This is a genomic window from Kovacikia sp. CALU 1929, from assembly GCF_056784235.1.
The window spans coordinates 161881-186262 of record NZ_JBXBCF010000083.1; the positions used below are offsets into that span (position 1 = coordinate 161881).

17 protein-coding genes are annotated in these 24382 nt (G+C 49.0%); 9 read left to right on the forward strand and 8 right to left on the reverse strand.

Annotation, left to right across the window (positions count from 1 at the left end):
* Positions 1–143 precede the first annotated feature (143 nt).
* From AC1S52_RS22775 to AC1S52_RS22795, 5 genes are all read right to left on the reverse strand, one after another.
* Positions 144–434, reverse strand: coding sequence for a DUF3143 domain-containing protein (locus AC1S52_RS22775; RefSeq protein ID WP_482031335.1), 291 nt, complete (start codon positions 432–434; stop codon positions 144–146).
* Entirely contained in the window at positions 415–1035 is a 621-nt protein-coding gene (locus tag AC1S52_RS22780) for a J domain-containing protein (protein WP_482031336.1), read from the reverse strand. The genes AC1S52_RS22775 and AC1S52_RS22780 overlap by 20 nt, the downstream gene beginning before the upstream one ends.
* Before the next feature lie 203 nt (positions 1036–1238).
* Positions 1239–2684 (reverse strand): O-antigen ligase family protein, encoded by a 1446-nt coding sequence (locus tag AC1S52_RS22785; protein ID WP_482031337.1) that lies wholly within the window; start codon positions 2682–2684, stop codon positions 1239–1241.
* A gap of 2 nt (positions 2685–2686) precedes the next feature.
* Positions 2687–3562 (reverse strand): YaaW family protein, encoded by an 876-nt coding sequence (locus tag AC1S52_RS22790; RefSeq protein WP_482031338.1) that lies wholly within the window; start codon positions 3560–3562, stop codon positions 2687–2689.
* A 130-nt stretch (positions 3563–3692) separates the two neighbouring features.
* Positions 3693–4595, reverse strand: coding sequence for a DMT family transporter (locus AC1S52_RS22795; RefSeq protein WP_482031339.1), 903 nt, complete (start codon positions 4593–4595; stop codon positions 3693–3695).
* Between the two features lie 174 nt (positions 4596–4769).
* On the opposite strand from AC1S52_RS22795, the gene AC1S52_RS22800 reads away from it, so the two are divergent.
* From AC1S52_RS22800 to AC1S52_RS22810, 3 genes are all read left to right on the forward strand, one after another.
* On the forward strand, positions 4770–6137 hold the full coding sequence (locus AC1S52_RS22800) for a peptidoglycan recognition protein family protein (RefSeq protein WP_482031340.1): 1368 nt from the start codon (positions 4770–4772) through the stop codon (positions 6135–6137).
* Positions 6138–6304: 167 nt separating this feature from the next.
* Positions 6305–7831 (forward strand): YifB family Mg chelatase-like AAA ATPase, encoded by a 1527-nt coding sequence (locus AC1S52_RS22805; RefSeq protein WP_482031341.1) that lies wholly within the window; start codon positions 6305–6307, stop codon positions 7829–7831.
* A 42-nt stretch (positions 7832–7873) separates the two neighbouring features.
* Positions 7874–8332 (forward strand): DUF3887 domain-containing protein, encoded by a 459-nt coding sequence (locus tag AC1S52_RS22810; protein ID WP_482031342.1) that lies wholly within the window; start codon positions 7874–7876, stop codon positions 8330–8332.
* Between the two features lie 45 nt (positions 8333–8377).
* Here AC1S52_RS22810 and AC1S52_RS22815 read toward each other — a convergent pair whose 3' ends face one another.
* Positions 8378–13471 (reverse strand): RecQ family ATP-dependent DNA helicase, encoded by a 5094-nt coding sequence (locus AC1S52_RS22815; protein ID WP_482031343.1) that lies wholly within the window; start codon positions 13469–13471, stop codon positions 8378–8380.
* A gap of 1111 nt (positions 13472–14582) precedes the next feature.
* Between AC1S52_RS22815 and AC1S52_RS22820 the strand changes: the two genes are divergently transcribed.
* Both AC1S52_RS22820 and AC1S52_RS22825 read left to right on the forward strand, forming a co-directional pair.
* Positions 14583–15698: a hypothetical protein gene (locus AC1S52_RS22820; RefSeq protein ID WP_482031344.1), complete on the forward strand. Its 1116-nt coding sequence runs from the start codon at positions 14583–14585 to the stop codon at positions 15696–15698.
* A 91-nt stretch (positions 15699–15789) separates the two neighbouring features.
* Positions 15790–16362 carry a TIGR04376 family protein gene (locus AC1S52_RS22825; protein WP_482031345.1) on the forward strand — a complete coding sequence of 191 codons (573 nt, stop codon included), beginning with the start codon at positions 15790–15792 and terminating at the stop codon, positions 16360–16362.
* A gap of 105 nt (positions 16363–16467) precedes the next feature.
* Here the strand turns inward: AC1S52_RS22825 and uvrA are convergent, their stop codons facing one another.
* Entirely contained in the window at positions 16468–19503 is a 3036-nt protein-coding gene (uvrA, locus tag AC1S52_RS22830; protein ID WP_482031346.1) for an excinuclease ABC subunit UvrA, read from the reverse strand.
* A 217-nt stretch (positions 19504–19720) separates the two neighbouring features.
* Between uvrA and AC1S52_RS22835 the strand changes: the two genes are divergently transcribed.
* The 4 genes from AC1S52_RS22835 to pgsA all read left to right on the forward strand — a co-directional run bounded on the left by AC1S52_RS22835 (position 19721) and on the right by pgsA (position 23334).
* Entirely contained in the window at positions 19721–19918 is a 198-nt protein-coding gene (locus AC1S52_RS22835) for a hypothetical protein (RefSeq protein ID WP_482031347.1), read from the forward strand.
* Positions 19919–20131: 213 nt separating this feature from the next.
* A complete protein-coding gene (locus tag AC1S52_RS22840; protein ID WP_482031348.1) occupies positions 20132–21355 on the forward strand; it encodes a hypothetical protein in 1224 nt (407 codons plus the stop codon).
* A 307-nt stretch (positions 21356–21662) separates the two neighbouring features.
* On the forward strand, positions 21663–22445 hold the full coding sequence (locus AC1S52_RS22845; protein WP_482031349.1) for a sugar transferase: 783 nt from the start codon (positions 21663–21665) through the stop codon (positions 22443–22445).
* A 346-nt stretch (positions 22446–22791) separates the two neighbouring features.
* A complete protein-coding gene (gene pgsA, locus AC1S52_RS22850; protein WP_482031350.1) occupies positions 22792–23334 on the forward strand; it encodes a CDP-diacylglycerol--glycerol-3-phosphate 3-phosphatidyltransferase in 543 nt (180 codons plus the stop codon).
* Here the strand turns inward: pgsA and AC1S52_RS22855 are convergent.
* Positions 23331–24245: a ChaN family lipoprotein gene (locus AC1S52_RS22855; protein ID WP_482031351.1), complete on the reverse strand. Its 915-nt coding sequence runs from the start codon at positions 24243–24245 to the stop codon at positions 23331–23333. The two genes, pgsA and AC1S52_RS22855, sit on opposite strands and share 4 nt — an antisense overlap.
* Positions 24246–24382: the final 137 nt, after the last annotated feature.

Here is a 24382-nt window from a genome sequence, read left to right on the forward strand (position 1 = left end):
AGAATACTCAGGAAATGCTTGAAAGGGATGAAAAAGTTGCAATCGCGGTGGCTATACGCAGCCTGCACGAGAGGGGGCAATCGCGCTAACCTAGCCTACAAAAATCCTACAAAATAGGAGGTCAATTCTTATTTAGAAATGTCCTAAGGTCCGGCAAATACGGCATCCTCAATGTCTCTGCGACTGAGAGAGTATTTAAAGGAACGCTGGATAGTGGGTTGAGCTTCAGGAATAGCCTCGTTTTTGTCAAAGTCGAAGTACCGAACAGTAATTTGATCGATTTCAAGGCAAAGTTCGGCATTCCAATCCGGGCGTTCGATCCGCCAGCAATGCAACTCTGACCTGTCTTGAATGCAGCCCTGGGCTATAAGCCACTGCTCAATATCAGGAAGGGGATGGTTATAAAGCGGTGTCTCAGGAGAGGGGAGTATCATTCGATCGCTTAGAAAATGGTAGGGAATCAGTCGATTGGGTGGAAGAAGAACCAGAAACCGGAGGAGCAGCGCGAGGAGATAACTGACTGCCAGACGTGACTGGAGCAATTGCCTTGACCTTTGGCAACTGGGAACCGTTAACTTGCTGGACTGGCTCAGTTTGGGCAGAGAGGGGTTGCAGCACAGCTTCTCCTCGGGTAATGCCAATGGCGATCGCCAGGATCAGGCAGGCAACAAACGTGAGACCCAAAATGAACAGGGCAAACAGTTCTCCAGGGGAGAGGGGACGGTCTGTTGGGTCAAGGTAGGCGGAGGAACTGTAAGGGCGAGACGAAGTTGATGGTTGTTTCAGCGTCGGTAAGGGTTGTACCACGGGTACCCGTGAGTAGCCAATCTTTTGGTCATAAATCACCCGACGTTCTGGGCTGCTGAGCGTCGCGTAAGCCTCGTTGAGTTCCTGAAACTTGGCAGTCGCGATCGGGGCAGGCAGAGAGGTCGTATCAGGATGATACAGCTTACTCAAGTCTCGATAGGATTGCCGGATCTCCTGAGCGGAGGCATTCGGTTGAACTCCCAGCAAGCCATAGTAACTGGAAGCCACGACCCTTTGATACAGAGTTTTTGGGTACGGAACTTTCTGTTCCCCATCGCCTGGTGTTGATTTACTCTGAGTCACGCAGAACCTCTGCCCCTCTTCAGATCCTGATTTGATTCAACCCAACTTCCAGATATTGTAACCGGGTTGGGTGGGGGAAAGGGGTTGAGAGTTTTGAGTTATTTGCCAAGCTCAATTTTTATTCCCCTTTATTCACTCTCAACTTCCAACTCTCTCCGTCCCGCTTCCCCCTTACCCCAATAGACCAACCCACAAATTCCTGACAGTAGTAACCAGCCAAATAAGTTGATCCGAACGTCAAACAGGGTGATGTCTAGCAGACTAAATAACGTGCAGCCCAGAAAGGCTGTGAGATAGGTGAACAGAATCAGGGAATCTGAATGAGTTAAGGATTGATTTGGCTGGGGGAGTACCGGAGATAGAGAGGCTGGGGTTGACAATGGATGATCTAAACAATTGGTTTGCCAATGATTTAAGAGTAGAACGCTCTGGAAAACCATCCAACCCACCAGGCTGCAAAAGAGGAGAGTCGCTGGAAGTCCAGTCTCGGCAGCTAGCATCAGCAGCAAGTTATGAGGATGCCCGATAAAGAATTGGGTATGAGATTCATAAATTGGGCTGAAGTTTCGTAACCCCCATCCGGTCCAGGGGCGCTGCTGTGCCAGGGACCAGGCAAATTTCCATTGGGTAGTCCGTAGTTCAGCCTCGGGACGATTGGGATACAACTGATCGGTTAGTCTGACCCAAAAGAAGGCAGGGACAATCCTCCGTAACCCTTCTCGCAAAGGCGAAGGAGCAAACGCAGCTCCAAGCACCGCCCCAGCGATCGCAACCACCCCTGCCACCAGCCAGCGCCATCCTAGATAAACCGCAAAAGCAAAGCAGGCAAGAATTACAATCGCCCAGGCATTGCGGGAGTTCGTCAGAATCAGGGCGATCGCATTACCCAGAACAATCAGGGAAAGGAGGAAGGAGGAAGGATGTACCGCTCTGCCGTTCCCGAAGGGTAGGAGGAAGGAGGAACGATTCTTTTTATCCTTTCTCTTTAAGCCTTCCTCCTTTTGCAGTGCCTCCACCAGAAGCCCCAGGCTCAAGATAAACGGAATGATCAAGTAGCTTGCCAGCACATTGGCATAAAAGAAGATGGATGCCATGCGACCGGGGGGATTGCCGGTTGGGTAGATCATCCAGTTCACGACACTACCTAAAATCTGGATACGACCGGTCCATCCCAAAAACTGCTCCCCCAGCCCAATCAGTACCACGGGAACGGAGGTAAGCACTAAAATCCAGGCGAGTCGTCGTAGTTGGGCAGAGGTCTGAATGAGTTCGCTGAGGGTAGCGCAGATGATAAAAAAGGGCAGAAAGTTGGCTAACCCCAGAAATGCCTCAGCGGGGTAATATGCCAGGACTGCACCCACCACCATCAAGAGGCTGACAGCTAAAAGTCCCCAATTGAAGGGGCGTTGAGCAAGGACCTGAAACCGTTGCTTGAGCAGAATTAGGGAAATCAGGGAAATCGCTACACTTCCCAGAAGAGAGCTGAACGGCATCACCAGTATTGCTAGCTGTGTGCCATCCCAATAAATTTGTAATTGGGGGTCGGGGTGGTGCTGGTATCGGATCCGTTTCAAATTCAATATGCAGGCTCGAAACATTCAGAGCGGGTCAGGCGAATCTGTGCCAGGGCATAGATGATGGGGATAATTCGCCCGTAGTTGGTGGCGATCGCTCGCCAGCCAAGGTCTGCAAAAAACCATGCCCAAAGTGCCGGACCCACCACGGCAAAAACACCACGCACAGCGGTGTAGCGAGCAGCATTGGCTGCCATTCCCCGACGAGCCATTTGTACCGCAATCTGATGTTGAAACTGGCTGGCAGCAGCGGCTCCACCCAGCGCAACTGCCTGTTGTGCTGCCTGGTAGGTAGCAAACTGAATTGCAAACTGACGGGCAATCTGGTGTAGCAAAATGGGACGCAAGACGGAAGTCACTGCCAACGCACTGCTGCCCTTGACCAATACACTCATCGGGTCTTGTTGAAGCGCCGTTGGCAGTTGGGGCAGAATTTGGGAGTGGGTCAGCGATCGCTTCAGCCGAATACTCAACTCTCCCTTTTCAGAGGCAGGCATCTGTTTCCAGGCACGAGCCAGTAAGTTTAGAAAGATTTCTGCTTCCAGGTCAGTGGTAGACATGGAACTCCGGTAAGGCAGCTTCAGATAGCGGCAAACCTGGATCAAAATTTGGCGGTAGGAAAGTTTACCCGTATTACGGCTAAGAACCGTCACCCCATCGGCTGCCAGAAAGCGAAAACGATGCTCGATCGCATTCAACCAGTCATCCCGTTCCTGACATTGGACATCTACCGGGTCGGGCGTATTGACATAATCGAGAGGATTAAACTTGCGGCGGAAAAGAATCTCCGTCAGGTCTCTTAGCTCATCATCCGTTGCCAATTTAAGCGCGGATCTCAACTCATCCACCGCTAACTCCTCCCCTACTGCGGATTGCACTCACATTCTACTAAATGAGAGATGGAAGTAGCGGAAAGCATAGCAATTTTGCCCCAGGTATAGCAAGCAGCTAGGATGTTGCTGAATGTAGATATGAATTGCTTTCTTTTACCGCTTGCCTGTCTGAAAATCACGCGATTTTAGAAGGAGTGAACCGGATCGCTTGAATTCCATTGATCACAAGTGCCGCCGCGATCAGCATCATCCCAACGGCTTCAATGGTTTCAGGAGTTTCTCCCAGTTGTAACCAAGCAGCAATGACACCAACTACCGGGTTTAACAGCACTCCCAGTCCAGCGGTACCGGCGGGTAAGCGATTTAACACAAACAGCCAGAGTAGGGCGGCGATCGCCGTCCCTGGGATCACGTTGTAGACCAGAGCGAAGACAAAGGGGGCAGACCAGACAATTGGTTTAGTCGGTTCTAGCAACGCCACTGGAGCGAGAACCACGGCTCCTGCCACCATCTGCCATGCCGTAAATGAAAGCAGATCTAGCTCTACCTCCTGCCGTAGTTTTTTCGCAATGACGGCTCCTGCTGCCCAACTGAGTCCTGCCAGCACTGCCAGCACCTTACTGGAGATCGTGCCCCCCAGATTCATTGGATCCAGAATGAACAGCAATCCAACAATGCTCAAACCGATGGCAAACCACTGAATTCCCCGAATGCGTTCATTTAGAAAAAACCAGGCAAAGATCAGGGTCCAGAGGGGCATGGTATAGACGAGAACTGAGGTTTTTCCAGCGCCTCCGCTTACCAATGCCCAGGTTGCCAACCCGTAAACTCCAGCAATTTGCAAGACCCCAGACCAAAATGTCCACTTGATTTCTTTGGGCGGCAGTGGTTTACGGAGCCACACCATTGCCAGGAAGAGACTTAATGCTCCCAGCACCACCCGCATCGCCGAAAATGTAAAGGGCGAGGCATACTGGACGGCAATTTTCATTTGTACCCAGTTGTAGCCCCATATAAGTGCTAACAGAAGCAGGGCTGCGATCGCAGAACGCTGGTTAGAGGATTGATTCAATGGCAACAAAGGCTCCTCGAAAATGGATACGGAGCTATCTTATCCCAATCTTTTTGTGACATTTTTTTACGTTTAACTCTCTCGTTGCTAATAATCCCTCACAACCACCATCCCACTCTTGTATCCTTCTGCTAGGGTTGAGCAAGCAATTTTTTAGGGATTGAGTGAGGTCTTCTAGCCATGCTTCAAATCATTCAAGCGCCCCAGGGACCGATTCTGGTGAAGCAACAGTTTTTGGTGACGGGGATTGCATCGATTAACTATGTGGGAAGGACCTTAACGCTCACAATCGATAATCAGTACACTACAACCGGGCCCAAGGTTGCCGCTGATGGAACATGGCAACTTAACTTTCTATTTCAGCAGGCAGGTTCCCGTCGGTTGCGGATGGCGATCGACAATGACAGTGTTGAGATCGCTTTGAATGTGGTAGTTGCTCTCCCGCGCTTACAGTTCACCCAGTTTCCAACCCGGGCAACGGTTGGGCAAGCGGTTACCTTTGCGGGTGAAGCAAAAGGTTTCACCAACGGAACGGCTCTGGTGTTGCGAGTGGATGGGCGATTTGAGATTGCCCGTCCTGTTGTGCAGACAGAGCGGTGGCAGGCTCCGGTTTCGTTTAACCAGGCAGGTACGCGGTTGGTTGAAATTATTGGCTCTGGACAAGATCGGGCAGACATTACCCTGGTGGTCGATCCCGCTCCACCCCGCCCGCCCCGCCTGAGTTTTACGAACCCGCCCCAGCGCCTTACCGTTCAACAGGCGGTCAGGATAACGGGCGGTGCGATCGACTATGCCAATGGTGAACAGCTTGTACTGCGAGCAGACCAGGTGTACACATTAGCCCGTCCCCAGGTGATAAATCAACAATGGGAAGCCCAAATTTTCTTTAACCAGGCGGGCAAACGCCTGATTGAAATTGTCGGTTCAGAACAGGACAAAGCACAGACCGTGATTGAGGTGCAGGCGGCTCCTGCGGGGCAACTGCAAATTCAGGCACGAACTAGCTGGAGAGCGGAACCCACTCCGGCAGAGGTGCCAAACCTGACCGCTCCTAAAGGCATCACGATTCATCACACTGCCCTGACTGGCGCACTGAGTGCAAGTGCAACCCTGGCACAGGAAGCAGCGCGGATGCGCTACATCTGGAGTAGTCACGTCAACGGTAACGGTTGGATTGATATTGGTTACCACTACATCATCATGCCCAGCGGCAGGGCATTTGAAGCTCGATCTGAACGTAAACGCGGGGCGCATGATTCGATTAATGACGGATTGGGCGTGGCATTTGATGGCATTTACTCCAGTGCAACGATTTCTCAGCAGCAGTACCAGTCTGCGGTAGCCCTATGCGTCATTTTATGTAAACGCTACGGTATTACAAATACCATTACTCCAATTCCCACCATTACAGCCAGTTTTGGTACTCGCAATCTCCCTCCCATCTTTGGGCATCGCGATCGCGTCGCCACTGAATGCCCTGGCACAGAAGGGGGTAGAACCGTTCGTCTCTCAGAGATTCGACAGACCGTAAATGGGCAATTGAGATGAAGCGGGTAGCATCATGAATTGGAACGAGGTTTCAATTCATACAACGCCCAATTCCTACCCAAAATCAGCAACGCCCAAAGGGATATTAAGCGATCAAGCCAGCCTCCTGTTGGCAGATCAGGAGGATCCGGGCACTCTAAGGCTGAAGAATATTTGTATCAGCAACTATGCTTGCCAAAGTTTGGAGTGCATCACTGGTTGGCATCGACGCAGTGAAGGTAGGTGTTGAAGTTGACATTGCCGGGGGATTGCCCGGAATTGTCGTGGTCGGGTTGCCTTCCCAGGAAGTGCAGGAGTCAAAGGAACGGGTCAGAACCGCGCTGAAAAACGCTGGCTATGCATTTCCAATGCGAAAGATTGTGGTGAACCTAACTCCAGCAGACCTGCGTAAGGAAGGTCCTTGCTTCGATTTACCCATCAGCGTGGGCATTTTAGCCGCATCAGAACAGGTTAGTACCGAGTTACTGGATGAATACCTATTTTTAGGAGAAGTGTCCCTTGATGGATCACTACGTCCCGTCGCAGGGGTGCTGGCGATCGCGGCTGCCGCAAAACGTCTCGGCATCACGGGAATGGTGGTGCCTGCTAATAATGCCCGTGAAGCTTCAGTGGTCAAAGGACTGAAGGTATTTGGTTTCAAACATCTTTCCGAAGTGGGCGAATTTTTAGGAGCCTCAGAAAATTACATTCCCGCTCACATTGATGGACTGGAGGAATTAGAGAGAAGCCGTTTTACCGGACCCGATCTGCGGGATGTCAAAGGACAGAGCCATGCACGACGAGCACTGGAAATTGCCGCCGCCGGAGGACACAACCTCGTGTTCGTCGGTCCTCCCGGCAGTGGCAAAACCATGCTTGCCCGCAGGCTTCCCGGCATCTTACCCGCTTTGTCCTTTGAAGAAGCGCTGGAAGTGACCCAGATTCATTCCGTCGCAGGTCTGCTCAAGGAGAAAGGGTCTTTAGTTGCCATTCGTCCTTTTCGCGCTCCCCATCACTCAGCGTCCGGTCCCTCTCTGGTGGGGGGCGGCAGTTTCCCCCGTCCTGGCGAAATCTCCCTGGCACACCGGGGCATCCTTTTTCTGGACGAGTTGACCGAATTTAAGCGGGATGTGCTGGAGTTTTTACGCCAACCCCTGGAGGATGGGCACGTTACCATTTCCCGCACCCGCCAAACGGTAATTTTTCCGGCTCAATTTACCCTGGTTGCCAGTACCAATCCCTGCCCCTGTGGCTACTTTGGCGATACGGTTCAGCCCTGCACCTGTTCACCCAGAGCGAGAGAGCAGTATTGGGCGCGGTTGTCGGGTCCACTCATGGACCGCATCGATTTGCAGGTAGGGGTCAACCGGCTGAAACCGGAAGAAATTACCCAACAGCCAACGGGGGAAGAGTCGGCAGGGGTGCGGGTACGGGTGCAGGCTGCTAGAGAACACGCCACAGAGCGCTTCAAAGATACGCCCCTACGCTGCAATGCGGAAATGAAAAGTCCCCATCTGCGTCAGTGGTGCAAGCTGGATGATGCCAGTCGCAATTTGCTGGAAGGGGCAATTCGGAAGCTGGGATTATCGGTACGGGCAAGCGATCGCATCCTCAAAGTAGCCCGCACCATTGCTGACCTTGCCGGGGATGAAAACCTGCAAACCCAGTATGTGGCGGAGGCGATTCAGTATCGCACCATCGATAGAATGCAGTAAGAGTGAGGGGAAGTAATGGCAGGTAGGATGGGAGGTACGGCTATGATGAAGCGTGTTCGGCTGTTAGTATTGGTGGGACTGGTGGCGGCGATCGCTTTTTTCGGGGTGACAGAGAGCGTTAGCGCCAATCGACGGGTAACTCAAGAAACCCTGCGGAGGATGCGGGCAGAGACCCAGCAACAGAAAAGAATTGAAAACTTGAAATCAGAAGCATCCAGGGTAGTTAGCCTGATGGCACAGGAGCAGTTTACTGAAGCCACCAAAAACTTTGATCCAGCCCTACGGCAAACCCTGCTGCCAGAAAAACTGTGGCAAATTTGGCAAACCTTAATTGCTGAAGCTGGTTCTTTCAAACAGCAGTTGGAAAACCGAACTGAAGTGATTAACAATCAGCGATCGGTACTGGTGACTTGTCAGTTTGAGAACGCAAAGAAAGGTATTCGGCTGACGTTTGATCAGGATCAAAAGGTGACGGGTTTATCGCTCATTCCACGCAATTAGGGAAGGCATAGCAGCGGAAAGGAATTTTATTGCTTAATGCGAAATCTAACGGCATATTCTAATCTGAGGAACAACTACATACCAATCTTCTAAAATGTTTCCATTAACTGCATCGATCTTCAAATGTCTATATACATTTCTGACAGTAACTTCTCCATCTTGAAACTGAAACTCCCTTAACTGGATATTCCTTGCTGCAAGCACTTCTCCTGCCTTGCGCGAAAGTTCACCAATTTCTATGTTATTCGATGTGTAAATTCCCCAATTATTTCCAAAGCGATTTCTTTTCAACCGTAATTTATCACTTTCTTTAAGTTCTTTAATGAGGTCTTGATTTTCCCTGATCGCCCTATAGCCTAAGTTTATATCTCCTCCGTCTCTCACAAGATTTCCATAGGGAGATAAATCTGAATAAAAGACAAATTGAGGTGGATCAATAGATATATTCTCAATAGGATATGGGGTTGCTTCCGCTTCCTGGAGAAATCGAGAGTTTTGAGAATGGGTTAAAATCAGCTTTTCTTTGGCACGGGTCATGGCAACATAAAATAGTCGCCTTTCAGATTCTATTTTGTCTGTTCTGTACTTAAAGCCATCGGCAATTAGAATCACGTATTTGAACTCCAGTCCTTTTGCTCCATGACAACTGGTGACTAACACCGCATCTGGATCGATTGATGTATCAGGGCTTTCATTAAATTCATAAATTGAAGTAATAATCTCGCTGACAGCAATTGGGGTAGATAAACTTTCGGAGCCATATCCCCTTTCTTGATCAATATCTTCAGCAATTTTGATCAGGGTTTTCACAGTCGGCTCAGATAGGCTACGATTATTTTTTCCAAAGAAATTCTCAAAACGAGCTTTGACAGACTCTTCCGTACAAAGAATCTGATCGGGATTCGTCTCTAGGTCATTAATCAAAAGCTGAGTGACTCGATTACGAATTAGTTTTACATCTTCACCCTTAAGAGAATAAGTGGAAATACCAGCCCTACGCTCAAGCAATGCCCGTGCTTTGTCCATGTATTGCCAGTTTTTCGCTAAAATAGCAATCTCTCCAGGTTGAATGCCATCACGTTTGATCCACTTCTCTACCTGGCGCTTGATGTATTCTGCTTGATAATCAGCGTCTTCAAATCTCAAAGATTGTACATTTAACCCCCCTTGACCAATACGCTCATTGTCGATCCTGACTTGTTCATCTCCTCTGCGTTTTAATCGATCGCTATTGTTTTGAATTAGCCGATTTGAAGCAGCAATGATCGGCTCAGTAGAGCGATAATTTTCAGTCAGTAAAAACTGTCTAGCTTGATATTCTGCTTGAAAGGACTGGATATATTCGGTGGATGTACCTCGCCATTCGTAAATATTTTGATCGTCATCACCAATGACACAAATATTAGTCTGTACAGAGCGAGATTGATCTTCTGACTCCTGCAAACCAGCAATCAACTTTACAAGCCGATACTCATGTTCGGCAACATCCTGATATTCATCTACAAAGATATATTCACAGTTGCCCAGAAGTTTTGAAATCTTGAATTGACGATCTCCATCTTCTATATCTTCTTCATTATGCTCAAGAAAGCTACAGGCATCTTTGATCAGTTGAGTGAATTTTTCATTGGGGTCTTGAACACTCTTTTGTGCAGTTTGAGAGTCATCTTTGGTCGGCTCAACTGTTCGACCCAAAATTGCCAGGGATAATCCATGAAAAGTATATACCCGCAGTCTCGATGCCAGTTCTCCTACCAGTTTTTGTAAGCGAAGTCTTAGCTCTCTGACTGCATTACGATTGTAGGCAAGGGCAATGATCCGGGCCGGATCTACTCGTTTGACCTTGACCAGATAAGCAATCCGATGAACGATAGTAAGAGTTTTGCCTGAACCTGGACCCGCAATAACGGAAATAGCTGGGGACTCGGAAAGGACTATCTCGCGTTGAGTTGGGTTGAGAGGATTGATAATGCGATCGTAGTCTGCTTGAGTAACGGGGCGTCTCGCTGCATCTCCATCGGTATTGGGATGTTGGCTGGAAAATTCTGAGCCAGGGAGAGTAAAATATTCTGCGATGTATTTTTGCGGGTCAAAATTTTCTTGCTTATGCTGTTCTCCATAATTGAGCATGACATGGGTACGACGGGCTTGTTCCTCATAGTGGGGCTTGACTTGTTTGGGATAAGCCTTAGCAATATCCTTTTCCCTTGTTTTTAATGCATCGCCAGCTACGCTCTTGAGCAATTTTATTTTCATTGCCTGATAGAAGAGGTTAATGCCATCGGCTAATCGAATGAGTCGATGTCGGTGCATCCAAGTGATCGCTTTCTCTAAATCCTCTAATTTAAAACTCTGAGGATCAGAAAGCTGGTTAACCTTGGCGAGTAAATCATGTATGTCGTTGATTGATAGTCTTAGACGCGATCCCGTTTGCTTCCCAAGTTCTTTGTAAAAAATATCAATAATGTTTTTAATTAAAATTGAATAGATGTCAAAAATTTCCTTTGTCGTAAATTTCTTGACTACCACAATGTCTCTATTGACTCGTCGGTATTCAATCCATCCAAGATATTTCCATCCTTCCAGAATATCTGAGATCTTAGCTGCACTTAATTTTTTCGTTCCACCTGGATCAAGACGAGTGGCTAGACCCCGGCAATTTATCTGTATTTCTTGACGATCGCTTAGCAAGTTGATAATCTCGTCAATAATTTTCCTCTCTGTTTGTTTCAGTCTGTCATAATTGCTCTGGGCAGCGCCTGTGACACCTTTGGCAACCAGTAAAGTGATTGGTATTTTTGTTGTGCAGACTTCTGCCCTTTGCAATTCTTTAACACGTTGCTTTAGTTCCTGGATGGCAATTCCTGAGTCATCACTTAACCTTTCTAGCGGGAATGGCTCATCTCGATTTTGAGAGTAAGCTTTGGCAATGTGCATAGCCAAAATCAACTTGTGAAATTCGTCTTTACGATAATTCGGTAAATTATTTCTGTGAGCATACAAGTCAAATGCTTCCAGAGAATCTTGTGGAATATGATGAACAAGCTCAAACTCTATAAATGAGGACTGATTTTCTGCTCGTTCAATCATGCCAAACGTTTCTAAGTAGTGTAAAGCTACTTTTATTTTGGTATCTCTTTGTTCAGTTTCTGAGGCAAATTCCTCATCAAGATCACTGGCTTGGTAAATTTCATTTACTGTGATCCAGAAATATTCTTGAGTTTGATCTGTGCCCTGAATTTGCTTCTTAAGGCTAGCGATAGCAGAAAATAAATACCATAATTCTTTTTCAGATAATTGATTCAAACTCTGAAGAAAAAATGCCATCTCTGCATCTTGAGGATCAAATAGTAACGTACAGGTGGCGGGTTTTTCATCTCTTCCAGCTCGCCCCGCTTCCTGCACATATCCCTCCAGGTTGCCACTCATGGTATGGTGAATCACCGCTCTGACATCCGGGCGATCGATGCCCATGCCAAAGGCACAGGTTGCCACAACAACATTGAGTTCCTTAGCCTTAAATCCTTGTAGAATCTCGTGCTTATCTTGTTTAGAAATTTTGCCGTGGTAGAACCTTGCTTCTACTTCATTCTCGTTGAGTAACTGGGCTAATCGTGCTGCATTTTTACGAGTTGTCGTGTAAACCAGTACAGCCCCACCTAAGGTAAGCGCATGTTTAACTTCTGTAATTAACGTTTGATCCTTCGCCTGTTTAGAAGTGGGAATAATCCGATATTCTAGATTTTTTCGCTTACTACTGGAGCAAATTTCGGTGTGAATGAGAATTTGATGATCAGCAAATAGCGACTTAATATCTTGACGCACAGCAACTGTAGCAGTGGCAGTCATAAATGCCATTAAGGGTAATTGTCGCTGCTGGTTTTGATACAGTTCACTAATAAATTTGGGGGCATAGCGATAATCAGGACGGAAGTCATGCCCCCATTGACTAATACAGTGGGCTTCATCAAAGACGATCAAAGACGGGAGCCTCTCCTGAAGTAATGCTCTGATACCGGGCGATCGCAGTTGTTCAGCGCTGATATACAGCAAATCTTTTTCGCCATTGCGTAACTGCTCCAATCTTTCGCGTCTTTCCTTTGGTGTAATATTGCCATTAATAAACGTTGCAAAATCTAGCCCTTTTTCCACCAGTCCATTGACCTGATCTACCATCAGTGCTTGTAGTGGCGATATCACTACCGTCAATCCTTTTTGCCTTTTGGATAGCATCAACGCAGGAAGTTGATAGCAAAGAGATTTGCCCCCGCCCGTTGCCATCAGAATCAGAGGATTTTGGGCGGCAAGAATACTTTGGATGGCTTCTTCTTGCTTACCAAGAAATGTTCCAGTGCCGAATTCCTGTAAGTAAGGCTGGTAGGTAAATTCCCGTGGGAATTTTATCGGGTTCAATTGGTTCAAAATTGATGGACAATCAGGTAATTGACTGAGCCATGCACCAAGAGGCGGCTTCGTATTACTAATATTAGATTCATAGTTCCAGGCTAATATGCCAGCTACACAGAGCCTTTGATCAAAAGCCTTTGTAGGTGCTTGAGTAATAAATTCATGCAAATAGGCGGTATCTATCCCGGCGATCGCTGTTGCAGGTAGCGCATTTATATCAGGAAGTGAGCAATTTTTTGGTGTAAAAAACTGGCGGTATGCTTGACTTGCTTCATCTTCTCCACAACTGAGCAAATAAGCATAGAAATTTAGGAGTTCTTGTGGTTTGACATTGAATGTATGGAGAATCTTCTCTAATAGCCTTCTAGTAGCAAGGGCATCTTCTAAAGGGTTATTACCCGCATATTCACTGAGTTTGTACTCTTTATTGAGCTTATGCGATCGCTCTAGAGGCACAGCTAAAATTGATAATTCTAAAGTATCAATCATTAACCAATGCTTCAAAGTTGGGAAACTCTCGATTAGATAGCGATAATCAAATCGTCGGAAGTTGTGCCCACAAATCTGTAAACCCTGTTTGTGAAAAAGCTCCAAGCTTTCTTGAGCGGTTTCAATTACTTTAGTATCAAGTTCTAGATTCCTAGATACTAAACCAAATCTGTAAATCTTTTCTTCTTGATCTACTTCAAGATCAACATAGGTATAGTTGGTTAGTATTGATGTTGGGTGCATATTCAAGTCCAGAAATTTTGAATTTTGACGGGTTTTACATGCTAGAAAGCCCGGTTTTTCAGAAATGCACCCTTCCCAAACTTATGTCCTGAGATACCAGTTATAAAGCCAGCTAACTATTGAATCATCGGATTCTTTCCTGATAATACCCTCGATGAGAGGATTATCAGGACGTTTTCTACATATCTTCAAAAATCGAGCATTATCAGGTTTTTTTCCATATAACTCCCTGCTAACACTGTAAGCACTGCTTTCCTTTGTATAAGGACATTCCCCATCCTGTGCACCGTAGCCCGTCTCAACAGGATGCACTCACTGAAACGAGATATTGCTATATCAAGACGAATTCCGTATATTCTCCACTGACCACAGCGGGTCTGCCACTAACGCCAGACCCAGGTATCTTTAAATCGATACAGTGGCTAGTGCGAACGCTGCTCATCCAACTCAAAGCACTGCTCCTGCGCCTTGATAATTTCTGGGAAGCATTTTCTTTACATCTATTTAGAAACAGCTTCTTCGGGTGGCATATCTCTCTTTGAGTACTTTGAGTACCACAAATCACCTTTATTTTGTGAGTTTTAGTTCGACAACTCGGTAGAACTCTTTCACATGCTTAGGCGACTGAAGATGATAGACCCGCTTGCTTTCCTTAGCTTTATGCACATACTCTCGGTACTTTGGAGTGAGCTTCTTGTGGCACAGTCTTAGCGGTATCATTGGGAATGCACATTTAGACTGTTGCGTTTCCTTAATTCGATGAATTCTTGGATCATTTTCCGAGTGTTAGGCGTGAACAAGCGATCGCAGCTCTTGAGTTAGCAAAGGAAATGCTGACAGCCTATGCGAATCCTGCTTGATGAATGTGCCCCACGTCCCCTTAAGCGCGAACTCGCTGATTATGAGATACGCATATGGCAGACTGCGCCATTTCGATTAAGTTTTTTAACAGCCTTCCCAAACGAGAAGCATTTTGGCAGTCTTTTGCTAAATTGAAGCATCTCAGGCAAGTATCAGGGGATTGCATCTACTGGCAGATCAAAATTTTCGTTCAAAATGAACGGTATCTTCTATACTTCTGGCGTGTCTCTTCAATCCCTAACAAGTGTTTATGTCACAGGATGCTAGCACCAGTCTTCTCAAATCATCGCCAGGTGAGCCATCTGACTACCCACCAGAAGAAGCCTTTGGCGCTGGCGCTGTGAGTGTATCAGGGGCTTTCCCCGTTGAGTCCTATGCCGATCGCCTGATGGACGATCTGTTTGAAGAAGTCGAAGGACTGTTGGGGGATGGGCTTAAGCCTCCTTCGGTACCAGAACTACCGGAAGAGCCTGCGCCGCGATCGCCCAGCCCTTCTACCCTATTGGGATTGACCCTGGCAGCGCGATTTCGCAATCCAGAACAGCCAACCATCAATGCTCAACCTGAGCCGCCACCCTTGTCACAGTTCAGTGGTGAAAGTTCTGACTCTCAACTGGTAAGAGCAAGCACTTTAACTGAGAGTAACCATCAGCCTGCTCGATCCTACGATCGCTTGCTGTTAGCGGTTGGCTGTATTTCTCTAATTACAACCCTGACATTATGGCTACTGTTTCAAGAAGCTGCCCGACAGACCGCATCCGTTCCAGTTCCTGCCCAAACGGTGACTACTGAGAACCTGAATGCCAGTCATCAGTTTGCCGAGTATATGCAGCGATCGCTACAGGCGATTGACGAGAAAAACCAGGCTTCTGGTTCTACCGGGGCGCAGACTCCTGTGCCACCTTCCAACTTGCCAACAGTCACGGTTCCCGGCAGCGGAACTCCCAGTGCGCCTGTGTCTGGAGGGTTGGTGGGCGGCGCAACGGCTAATCCGCCCCGAACCTCTACAGGTTTAGACCGGCTTTACGGCTCACTGAAGAACTTGCCTCAAAGCTTATATTCTCCCGGTGGCACTTCTGCGCCAGCGGTTGCCCCTCTGCCTGCGATGCCTTCTAGAACGAGCGCCGCTCCGATTGCGCCGCCGGTTCCGCTTCAGGTTCCCGGTGTAGCCCGCACCCTGGTAGGGGTGGTGGATTTGGGTGAGCAGTCCGCCATTCTGGTGGAGGTCAATGGGGTGGCTCAACGTTTCCGGTTGGGTGAGAGCATTGGCTCCAGCGGGTGGGCATTGGTTGAAGTCTCTAAAAATCAGGCAATTATTCGGCGCAATGGGGAAGTGCGATCGATTTTTATCGGTCAAAACTTCTGAAAGTTGTTAGTTTTTAGTTGTTAGTTTTTAGACGTGGGCGATCGCGTTCTCTGGGAGCAAACGACCAATCTCTAACTGCTGGGAGTGATCCATGGGCGTATTTGATGATTTCAGCCGTTTTTTAGAAGAGCGGCTTGATGAGTACCTGCGCAATAATCCACACCTGGAATTGATGGTGCTGGACGAGAAGTTGCGGGAGCAGGAGGAGGAAACTCTCAACCTGATGACCGATCTGCGGCGACAGGAAAAGCAGATGCAAGATGAGATTCTGGCACTGGCGCGGGAAATTCAGCTCTGGCACATGCGGATAGACAAGGCAAAGGCAGCCAATCGACTCGATCTGGTGGAACCCGCCCAGGCGCATGAGGCAAACCTGCTACGTCAGGGCAACCAGAAGTGGGGGCAGATGGAAATGCTGAAGGAACGGATTCAGCAAACTCACGAATTGCAGCGGAAGGTAGAAACCCGTCGTAAGGAAGTTCAAACAAAGGTGGCTGAGGCACAGAAGACTCGCAGCAGTGCCCAACCCGCGGCAGACTGGACTCCTCCATCTCCTGGTTGGAGCCAAACGCCTCCGAGCAGTTTAAATTCTCTGGAACAGCAGTTCAGGCGTTGGGAAGCGGAGGAAGAACTAGACCAACTGAAGCGCAGTATGGGCAAGTAAGGTGATCTACCCAAGAGGAACTTGCCTCTATAGTCGCCCTTCTCTCTGCTGGATGTGATTCTGTTGCCGTCAGGATTTAGAGTTGGGTCGAACCAGATTAATAAACTATGCCGTGGCAGGGACGGAGGGGTAATGCTCCAGAACCTGTTTGAGGTAATGTCCGGTATAAGACTTGGGGTTTTCCGCTACTTCTTCGGGGGTGCCGATCGCAATGATTTCGCCGCCGCGATCGCCGCCTTCGGGTCCCAGATCGATGATCCAATCGGAGCAGCGGATGACATCCAGATTATGTTCGATAACCAGGACTGTGTTACCCTTATCGACCAGCCGTTGCAGCACATCCAGTAACTTATGGACATCGTAAAAGGAGAGTCCGGTGGTAGGTTCGTCAATCAGGTATAAGGTTTTACCCGTTGCCCGACGGGACAGTTCCGTTGCCAGTTTGACCCGTTGAGCTTCTCCGCCTGACAGAGTTGGGGCAGGTTGTCCCAGACGAACGTAGCCTAAACCCACATCGGACAGGGTTTGCAGACGAGCCGCTGCCTGGGGAATATTCTTAAAAAACTCTAGAGCCTCATCCACCGTCATTTCCAGCACATCTGAAATGGATTTGCCCTTAAACTTAACCTGGAGCGTTTCCCGGTTATAGCGGGCACCTTTACACACTTCACACTGCACGTACACATCCGGTAGAAAGTTCATCTCAATCACGTTGACTCCCTGCCCGCCACAAGCCTCACAGCGCCCGCCTTTGACATTAAAGGAAAACTGACCAGGCTTGTATCCCCGTGCTTTTGCCTCAATCGTTTCAGAAAACACATCCCGAATCACATCAAAGGTGCCGGTGTAGGTGGCAGCATTGGAGCGGGGAGTGCGCCCAATAGGGGACTGGTCAATGACGATCGCCTTATCCAGGGCACCTAACCCGACCACAGGTTCCATTTCTTTCGGTTGGGGCACCTTACTACCAAAGTGGTTTTGCAGTGCCGGATAAAGTAGTTCGTTGATCAGGGTTGATTTTCCTGAGCCAGAGACACCAGTAATGCAGACCATTCTGCCCAGGGGAATATCGACATCAATATGCTTCAGGTTATTCCGGTGGGCATTGCGAATGGCGAGAACCCGTCCATTTCCCTCCCGTCGCTCGGCTGGCGTATGAATGATTCGTCGCCCTGACAGGTATGCCCCCGTTAGCGAATCCGATGCCTTCAGCAAGGTCTCCAGACTGCCCTGGGAGACTACTTTTCCGCCGTGAACGCCCGCTCCGGGCCCAATATCCACAATATGATCGGCGGCTCGAATTGTTTCTTCATCGTGTTCCACCACAATCAAAGTATTGCCCAGGTTGCGGAGGCGAGTCAGGGTTCGTAGTAGACGAGAATTGTCCCGCTGGTGCAGCCCAATGCTGGGTTCATCCAGGACGTAGAGAACGCCTGTCAGTCCAGAACCAATCTGAGTCGCCAGCCGAATTCGCTGCGCCTCACCACCGGAAAGGGTCATCGCAGGGCGATCGAGGGTGAGGTAGTCTAACCCCACATCTAGCAAAAATTGCAGTCTGGCTTTAATTTCGCGCAGTGCCAGGTCGGCAATCTGTGCCTGACGGGCACTTAGCTCCATCCCATCTACCCGACTGAGGCAGTCCCGAATCGAAACTCCCAGTAGATCGGTGATGCAATATTGCCCCAACCGCACTGACAATGACTCTGGCTTCAAGCGTCTGCCTTTACACACTTCGCAGGGTTGATCGACCAGGTATTGCTCTAGTTTTTGCTTGTAGACCTCAGAGGTTGCTTCCTGGTACTGGCGCTCCAGCATGGGCAGGGCACCTTCGTAACGACGCTGGTAGCCCTTGCTCTGGCGATAGCGAGAGTCAACTTCAATCCAAATGGGGTCTTTAGAGCCGTGCAGTACTACTTCCTGCTGCTCTTTGGTCAACTGGTTCCAGGGAGTCTGAATATCAAAGCCAAAGGCAGTGGCAACACTGCACAGGAGGGACAGATAGTAGGTATTGTCCTTATCTGACCAGGGGGCGATCGCCGCATAGACCGGCAGTTCCGGATTGGGAATGACCAGGTCGGCGGCAAATTTGCGGTGGCTCCCCAACCCATGACAGGCGGGGCAGGCACCATAGGGCGAGTTAAAGGAAAACAGTCGAGGAGACAGTTCTTCCATAACCGCCCCATGCTCCGGGCAGGCGAAGTTTTCTGAGAAAACCAGGGTTGTGGGCTGGGAACTAGAGGCTGGAACAGTGCCATATTTTCCCTCCTTCTCAGCCGCCTTCAAAGATTTTCCGGTCGGTAATTCCACCACATTTCCGCCTGACTCCTGGCTCCTGGACCCCGCCTCCTCGTGGACAATATCAATCACCCCAATCCCTTCTGAATGCTTCAAGCAAGTTGCAAGGGAGTCTGCCAGTCGCTCTTGAATGCCCTCTTTCTTAACCAGACGATCCACCACAATTTCAATCGTGTGGCTCTGATTTTTATCCAATTCAATCGAGTCACTCAGTTCTCGCACTTCACCATCAATGCGGACACGGACAAACCCTTCTGCCCCAAGACTGGATAGCACTTTTTTGTGGGTGCCTTTTTTACCGCGCACAATGGGTGCGAGGATTTGAAAGCGGGTACGATCTGGCAGTTCCATCACCCGGTCAATCATCTGGTCGATGGTTTGCGGCGCAATGGAGCGATCGCACTGGGGACAGTGAGGCTCCCCCGCCCGTCCATACAGCAGACGCAGATAGTCATAAATTTCGGTCACAGTACCCACCGTCGAACGTGGGTTATGGGAAGTGGATTTTTGGTCAATCGAAATTGCCGGACTCAGTCCTTCGATCGCGTCCACATCCGGCTTATCTACCTGTCCCAGAAATTGGCGCGCATAGGAGCTGAGCGACTCCACATAGCGCCGCTGCCCCTCAGCGAAGATGGTATCGAATGCCAGGGAAGACTTACCTGAGCCAGAAACTCCGGTGAAAACAATCAGGCGATCTCGGGGTAGCTCCAGGTCAATATTTTTCAGATTGTGCTGCCGTGCCCCCCGAATCCGGATGTAGTTCAACGGCTCAGGCAGACTGGCACTCTGACCATTGCGAGATTTACTCGCTCGATTATTGGAACCCTTGGCACGCTCAGACATAGGGGCAGAGAGAAACAATGCTTAACATTCTACCGTTTCAAGTTCACCGTCGTCGTTTGACCTGATGTACTAGTGGGTCATTTGTAATGGCTATCGCCATTTGAGAGTGCCAGACTAGAGGTATAGAACTCATACCAATTTCATTTAAGGATGAGCAGAACTAACCCTTGTCAGGCAAGGGGCTTAAGCCCCTTGTTCAGTGCAGCCTCATAAAGAAATGGTATCAATACCCAGTATTAGGGTAAGTCAAATAACTCGTCGGCAAAAAGCCGCTCTTCGCTCCGTGAGTGTGGAAGAACGTCAGATCATTGAGCAACTCAGTCGATCTCGTCGTGAATCTGCTGTGCATGTGGTGCGTGCCCAACTGCTCTTAGCGGTAGAAGCTGGGGCGAGTTATACCGACGCAGCCCATTGAGTGGGTCGTCGCTCAGGGGATGCCATCTCTCATTTAGTCAGTCGCTTCAATTAAGAGGGCTTAGCGGCTCTTGATCCCCGTCATGGAGGCAGATCGAAGCGTGTCTATGACAGCGAGCAACTGCTGTTCAGCACCACCTGAGGGTGGCTGCGAAATAGAGGCATTCAACGCAATAATAGATCCCAACCGCTTTCTCACTCACCGCTTTAAGGGATGGATAGCACCGTGCTTTACGCTCCCCTTTCAGGCTTACTCTGGACGCTCCTGGTTAATGGATTAGGGCTGAATAGTTCAGAACTAACTCAGCCAATTGCTTCGGGTGAAAACGCTTTGGAGCAACCGCATCTCCTGGTTTCCACAACCCTTGCAACTTCAACTCGTAAGCCTTCCCCTGCATTTCCCAGCTTCAATAGTCAAACTCTGGATAAACAGGTAAAGCTTTACCTGCGGTATATCGCAGAGTTTGGTCCACCCGATGTGTTAATCGTAGGCAGTTCGAGGGCATCCCAGGGAGTAGATCCCATTGTTTTGCAACGAACCCTCTCCAACCAGGGCTACACGAATGCCACCGTTTTCAATTTTGGCGTGAATGGAGCAACTGCCCAGGTCGTTGATTTAAAGTTGCGTCTATTACTGACTTCAGAGCAACTGCCCCGCCTGATCCTGTGGGCAGATGGCGCACGCGCTTTCAATAGTGGACGCATCGACAATACTTACAACAACATTGTCGCTTCCCCTGGTTATCAGCGGTTAGCTGCCGGAATTCGTCCATCTCTGCCCCAGACAGCCATATCAACACCTAATCCATTTTGTATCAGGTTGTCGGCTGGTTTCTCAACGGAAGAGGGTAAGGAAACAAAGTCTCCAGGTTTCCCAGGTTTTACCCCACCTCCCACAGATAATCAGCAGTTCTGCATTCAGCCATCGAATGCGACTGACCCTTCAAACCCATCGGCTTGGGTTATCCAGTCCTTACCCCTACCGGCTGAATCTGCCTCTCCAGTTGCCCTCGGGTTTAATGTAGTCGCTGCTCAATTTAACCCTGCCAGCTACTTTCGGCGGCATCCCAGAGTTCCGGGCAGCTATGATGCTGACTACCGCAGCTTTACCCTTGAGGGCAGACAGGCAGTTGCTATGAATCGGGTAATTCGCTTTGCGCGATCGCGCCGTATCCCCATCGTTTTCGTCAATATGCCTCTGACCCAGATTTATTTCGACTCTGCACGGACTCGTTACGAACAGCAGTTTCAGACATACATGCAGCGGTTTGCAAACTATGGGCAGCTCACCTTTTATGACTATGGTCGGCGCTGGTTAAATCAGCACCAGTACTTTGCGGATCCAAGCCACTTGAATCAGTACGGAGCCGCCACGATTTCGAATCAGGTGGGGCATAACCTCAAGCTGCCCAGGGGGGGTGCTCGTTCGGGTGGTTAGGTAATAGGTGGTAGCTGTTAGGGACTCTTAGTTGTTAGTGGTTGGCTTCAACGTGAGCTTTCGACCTGAGATCAAGCCTAAGGGCGCTCAACCGAACGGTTGTTAGTGGACAGCCATTGGTCATCAACCACGTCCCCGTGCCCAATACCCTATACCTATTGGGCAAGTGCGTGATAACGCGGATAGCTCCCTGTGGAAAGATCACCACTCAGAAGTAAAAACACTGAAACTTTATAAAGGTCATCTCAGTTCAAAGATTGAACAAAAGTCCCTGAATTGCAGTAGGCACCTGTGGCAAGGTTCACCTATGTTGGGGAAAGGCATATTGAACCCAACGCCAGCGACGAATGTGATTACTACAACCAATTTTCCCTCTGCTCTTTACTCAATGTTGCTTCAGCGTCAACAAGAACTGAGTTCTTCGTCTCAAGCTGCTCTCCCAGTTCCTCCGCCTACCCCCGATCAAGAGCGCATCCATCAGGTTCATCCATCCGCTACCAGCACAATTAAACGAGGCATTGACATAGCAGGGGCGTTGGTGGGTTTAGCCATGACAGCAGTTGTAGCAGTCCCTGTAGCGATCGCCATTCAGTTTGATAATCCTGGTCCCATTTTTTACAGCCAAATCCGATGCGGGCTAAAAGGTAAACCTTTCCGAATCTGGAAGTTCCGCTCAATGGTGATGAATGCTGACAAGCTCAAGCACCTGGTCAATAATGAGGCAAAAGGAGGCATTTTCAAGAACAGGAACGATCCTCGCGTGACTCGCATTGGTCGTTTTCTGCGTCGCACCAGCCTGGATGAACTGCCCCAGTTTTGGAACGTTTTGATGGGCGAGATGAGCATGGTTGGCACCCGTCCACCGACTGTGGATGAAGTGATTGGCTATAAATGCCACCACTGGGAGCGCCTAAACGTAAAACCTGGAATTACCGGGGAGTGGCAGGCAAATGGTCGTTCTGAAGTAACTGACTTTGAAGAGATTGTAAAAATGGACGTTGCTTACCAGCAAAAGTGGTCTGTTTTCTACGACCTGCACTTGATCCTAAAAACAATTCAAGTGGTGCTAAACAAACAAGGTGCCTGTTAGTTGAAGGTTCCGATTCTCCTGCGAAGATGAACATTGGGGGGCAGTCCGTATGGGTTGCCCCTATTTTTTTGAGAACTACTCGTTTAGATAGGGACGGTAGACTTTAGACTGGCAGTAAACTTTAGACTATTGACAGCGCGCGGGTAAAGAGGAGTGGGCATGAGGTCAGTAGATCAGTGGTCGAGTAAACAGTTTTTGGTGATTAGTTTTTAGCGTGTTCATCTAACAACCGTTCGGCAGAGCACCCTTCGACTTCATCTCAGGTCAAAAGCTCACGTCGAAGCCAATAACTCCCCCTTACCCTCAACTCTCAACTTCTAACATCTGACACCTAACACCTTCCCCTATGAACCTCCCTACCTGGATCACGGTTTCTCGCCTGATGGCGGTACCGTTTCTGCTTTATGGTTTGCACAATCCGACCCCAGAGGGACGCTGGCTGGTGCTGGGTTTATTTCTGATTGCCTCTGGCACAGATTGGCTGGATGGCTACCTTGCTCGTCGGTTGAATCAGGTAACAGAATTAGGTAAATTCCTTGATCCACTGGTCGATAAGTTTTTGGTGTTGGCTCCCCTCTTGGCGCTAATTGAACTGGGACAGGTGCCCGCCTGGGGGGTGTTTCTAATCCTGGCAAGAGAATTAGCGATCGCGGGTTGGCGGGTTAATCCAAATCTGCGCGGCAGTTCAGAGATTCAAGGCGCAAACCTCTGGGGTAAGCTAAAAACCGTGAGTCAGATTGGAGCGATCGCCCTCCTGATAGCGCCCCTCTCAGACGAGTGGCACACTCCTGTTCTAGGTGCTTTCTGGATTTCCGTCGCCCTAACCCTAATTTCAGGCGCAATCTACCTGCTGCCAACCAAACAGAGCAGCCAGATGAGTGAAGGCTAGCGGGAGTACCAAAAATAATCTGCAATTTTCTTTTCCGTTTCTTTTTGCAGATTTTCTGAGGGATTCAGCAATAGAGAAACCTGATTTACATTCGGTTGACGACGGACAACTCGGTTGGGAATGCCATCTCCATAAACCACATGCCCCTGCCCCACCAGAACTACCACCAGGCTTCGGGGTTGCTGCTGAAGAATTTGAGCGATCCGTTCTGCCATTGTTTCATCCCATAGCACCTGTGCCTGGAAAAACCGCTCAAAACTTCCACTACTGGTCTTGCCATGATGGGCTGCATCGTAGATTGCGCGGAGCCGCTGGCGGTATGCCTCTGGTTCCAACGCAATGTCTGAGATGGGTGGAATAAACTGGCGATCGCTCAAGGTCAGGCTTTCCAGACCCAGACGAGCAACTTTGCGAGTTACTTCTGTAGGGGTATTGAGGGCAATCACAGGTCGCTGTTTCTCTTTGGCAAAGCGCAAAATTGGGGCATAGAACTCCCACGGAAAGCCCCACCGTTTTTCATACTGGCTCTGGTCAATTAGCTCGGTTTCTGTCAGCGTGCCTGCCAGATAACCATCCAGTGCAGGCTGGTAAGGGCGCTGAAACATCTCCATTGCAATCACCAATTGGGGGTTGAGACGATGGAGTTCCTGGATAATTTCTAGTTGAGCCTGGTGGTCTTCAGCGCGATCGTGGGTCTCGCCCAGGTAAACCACATTGGCTTGAGCAAGCTTTTGCAGGACGGCTTGGGGCTTAAGGGACTGCCGAGATCGCGGACTCACCACCGAGGCAGCGAATTTTTCTGGATGATCTGCCCCGGATAAATCCGCCCTGTCCTGGCTAGAAAACGCCATAAACAGAATCAGTCCCACCAAACAGCCTGCACATAACCTGGTAATTGATTGCAACGTCATCAGGAAATGATTACTTTGATTAAGAAAGAATAAGCTGAGTTAAAGATTGGTAAAAACTTTGTTGCTTTTTTAACCTGTAGCACTGGATACTTTGTTCAAGCCTGTAAAGTCGCACCCATTTCTTACATAAATTAAAG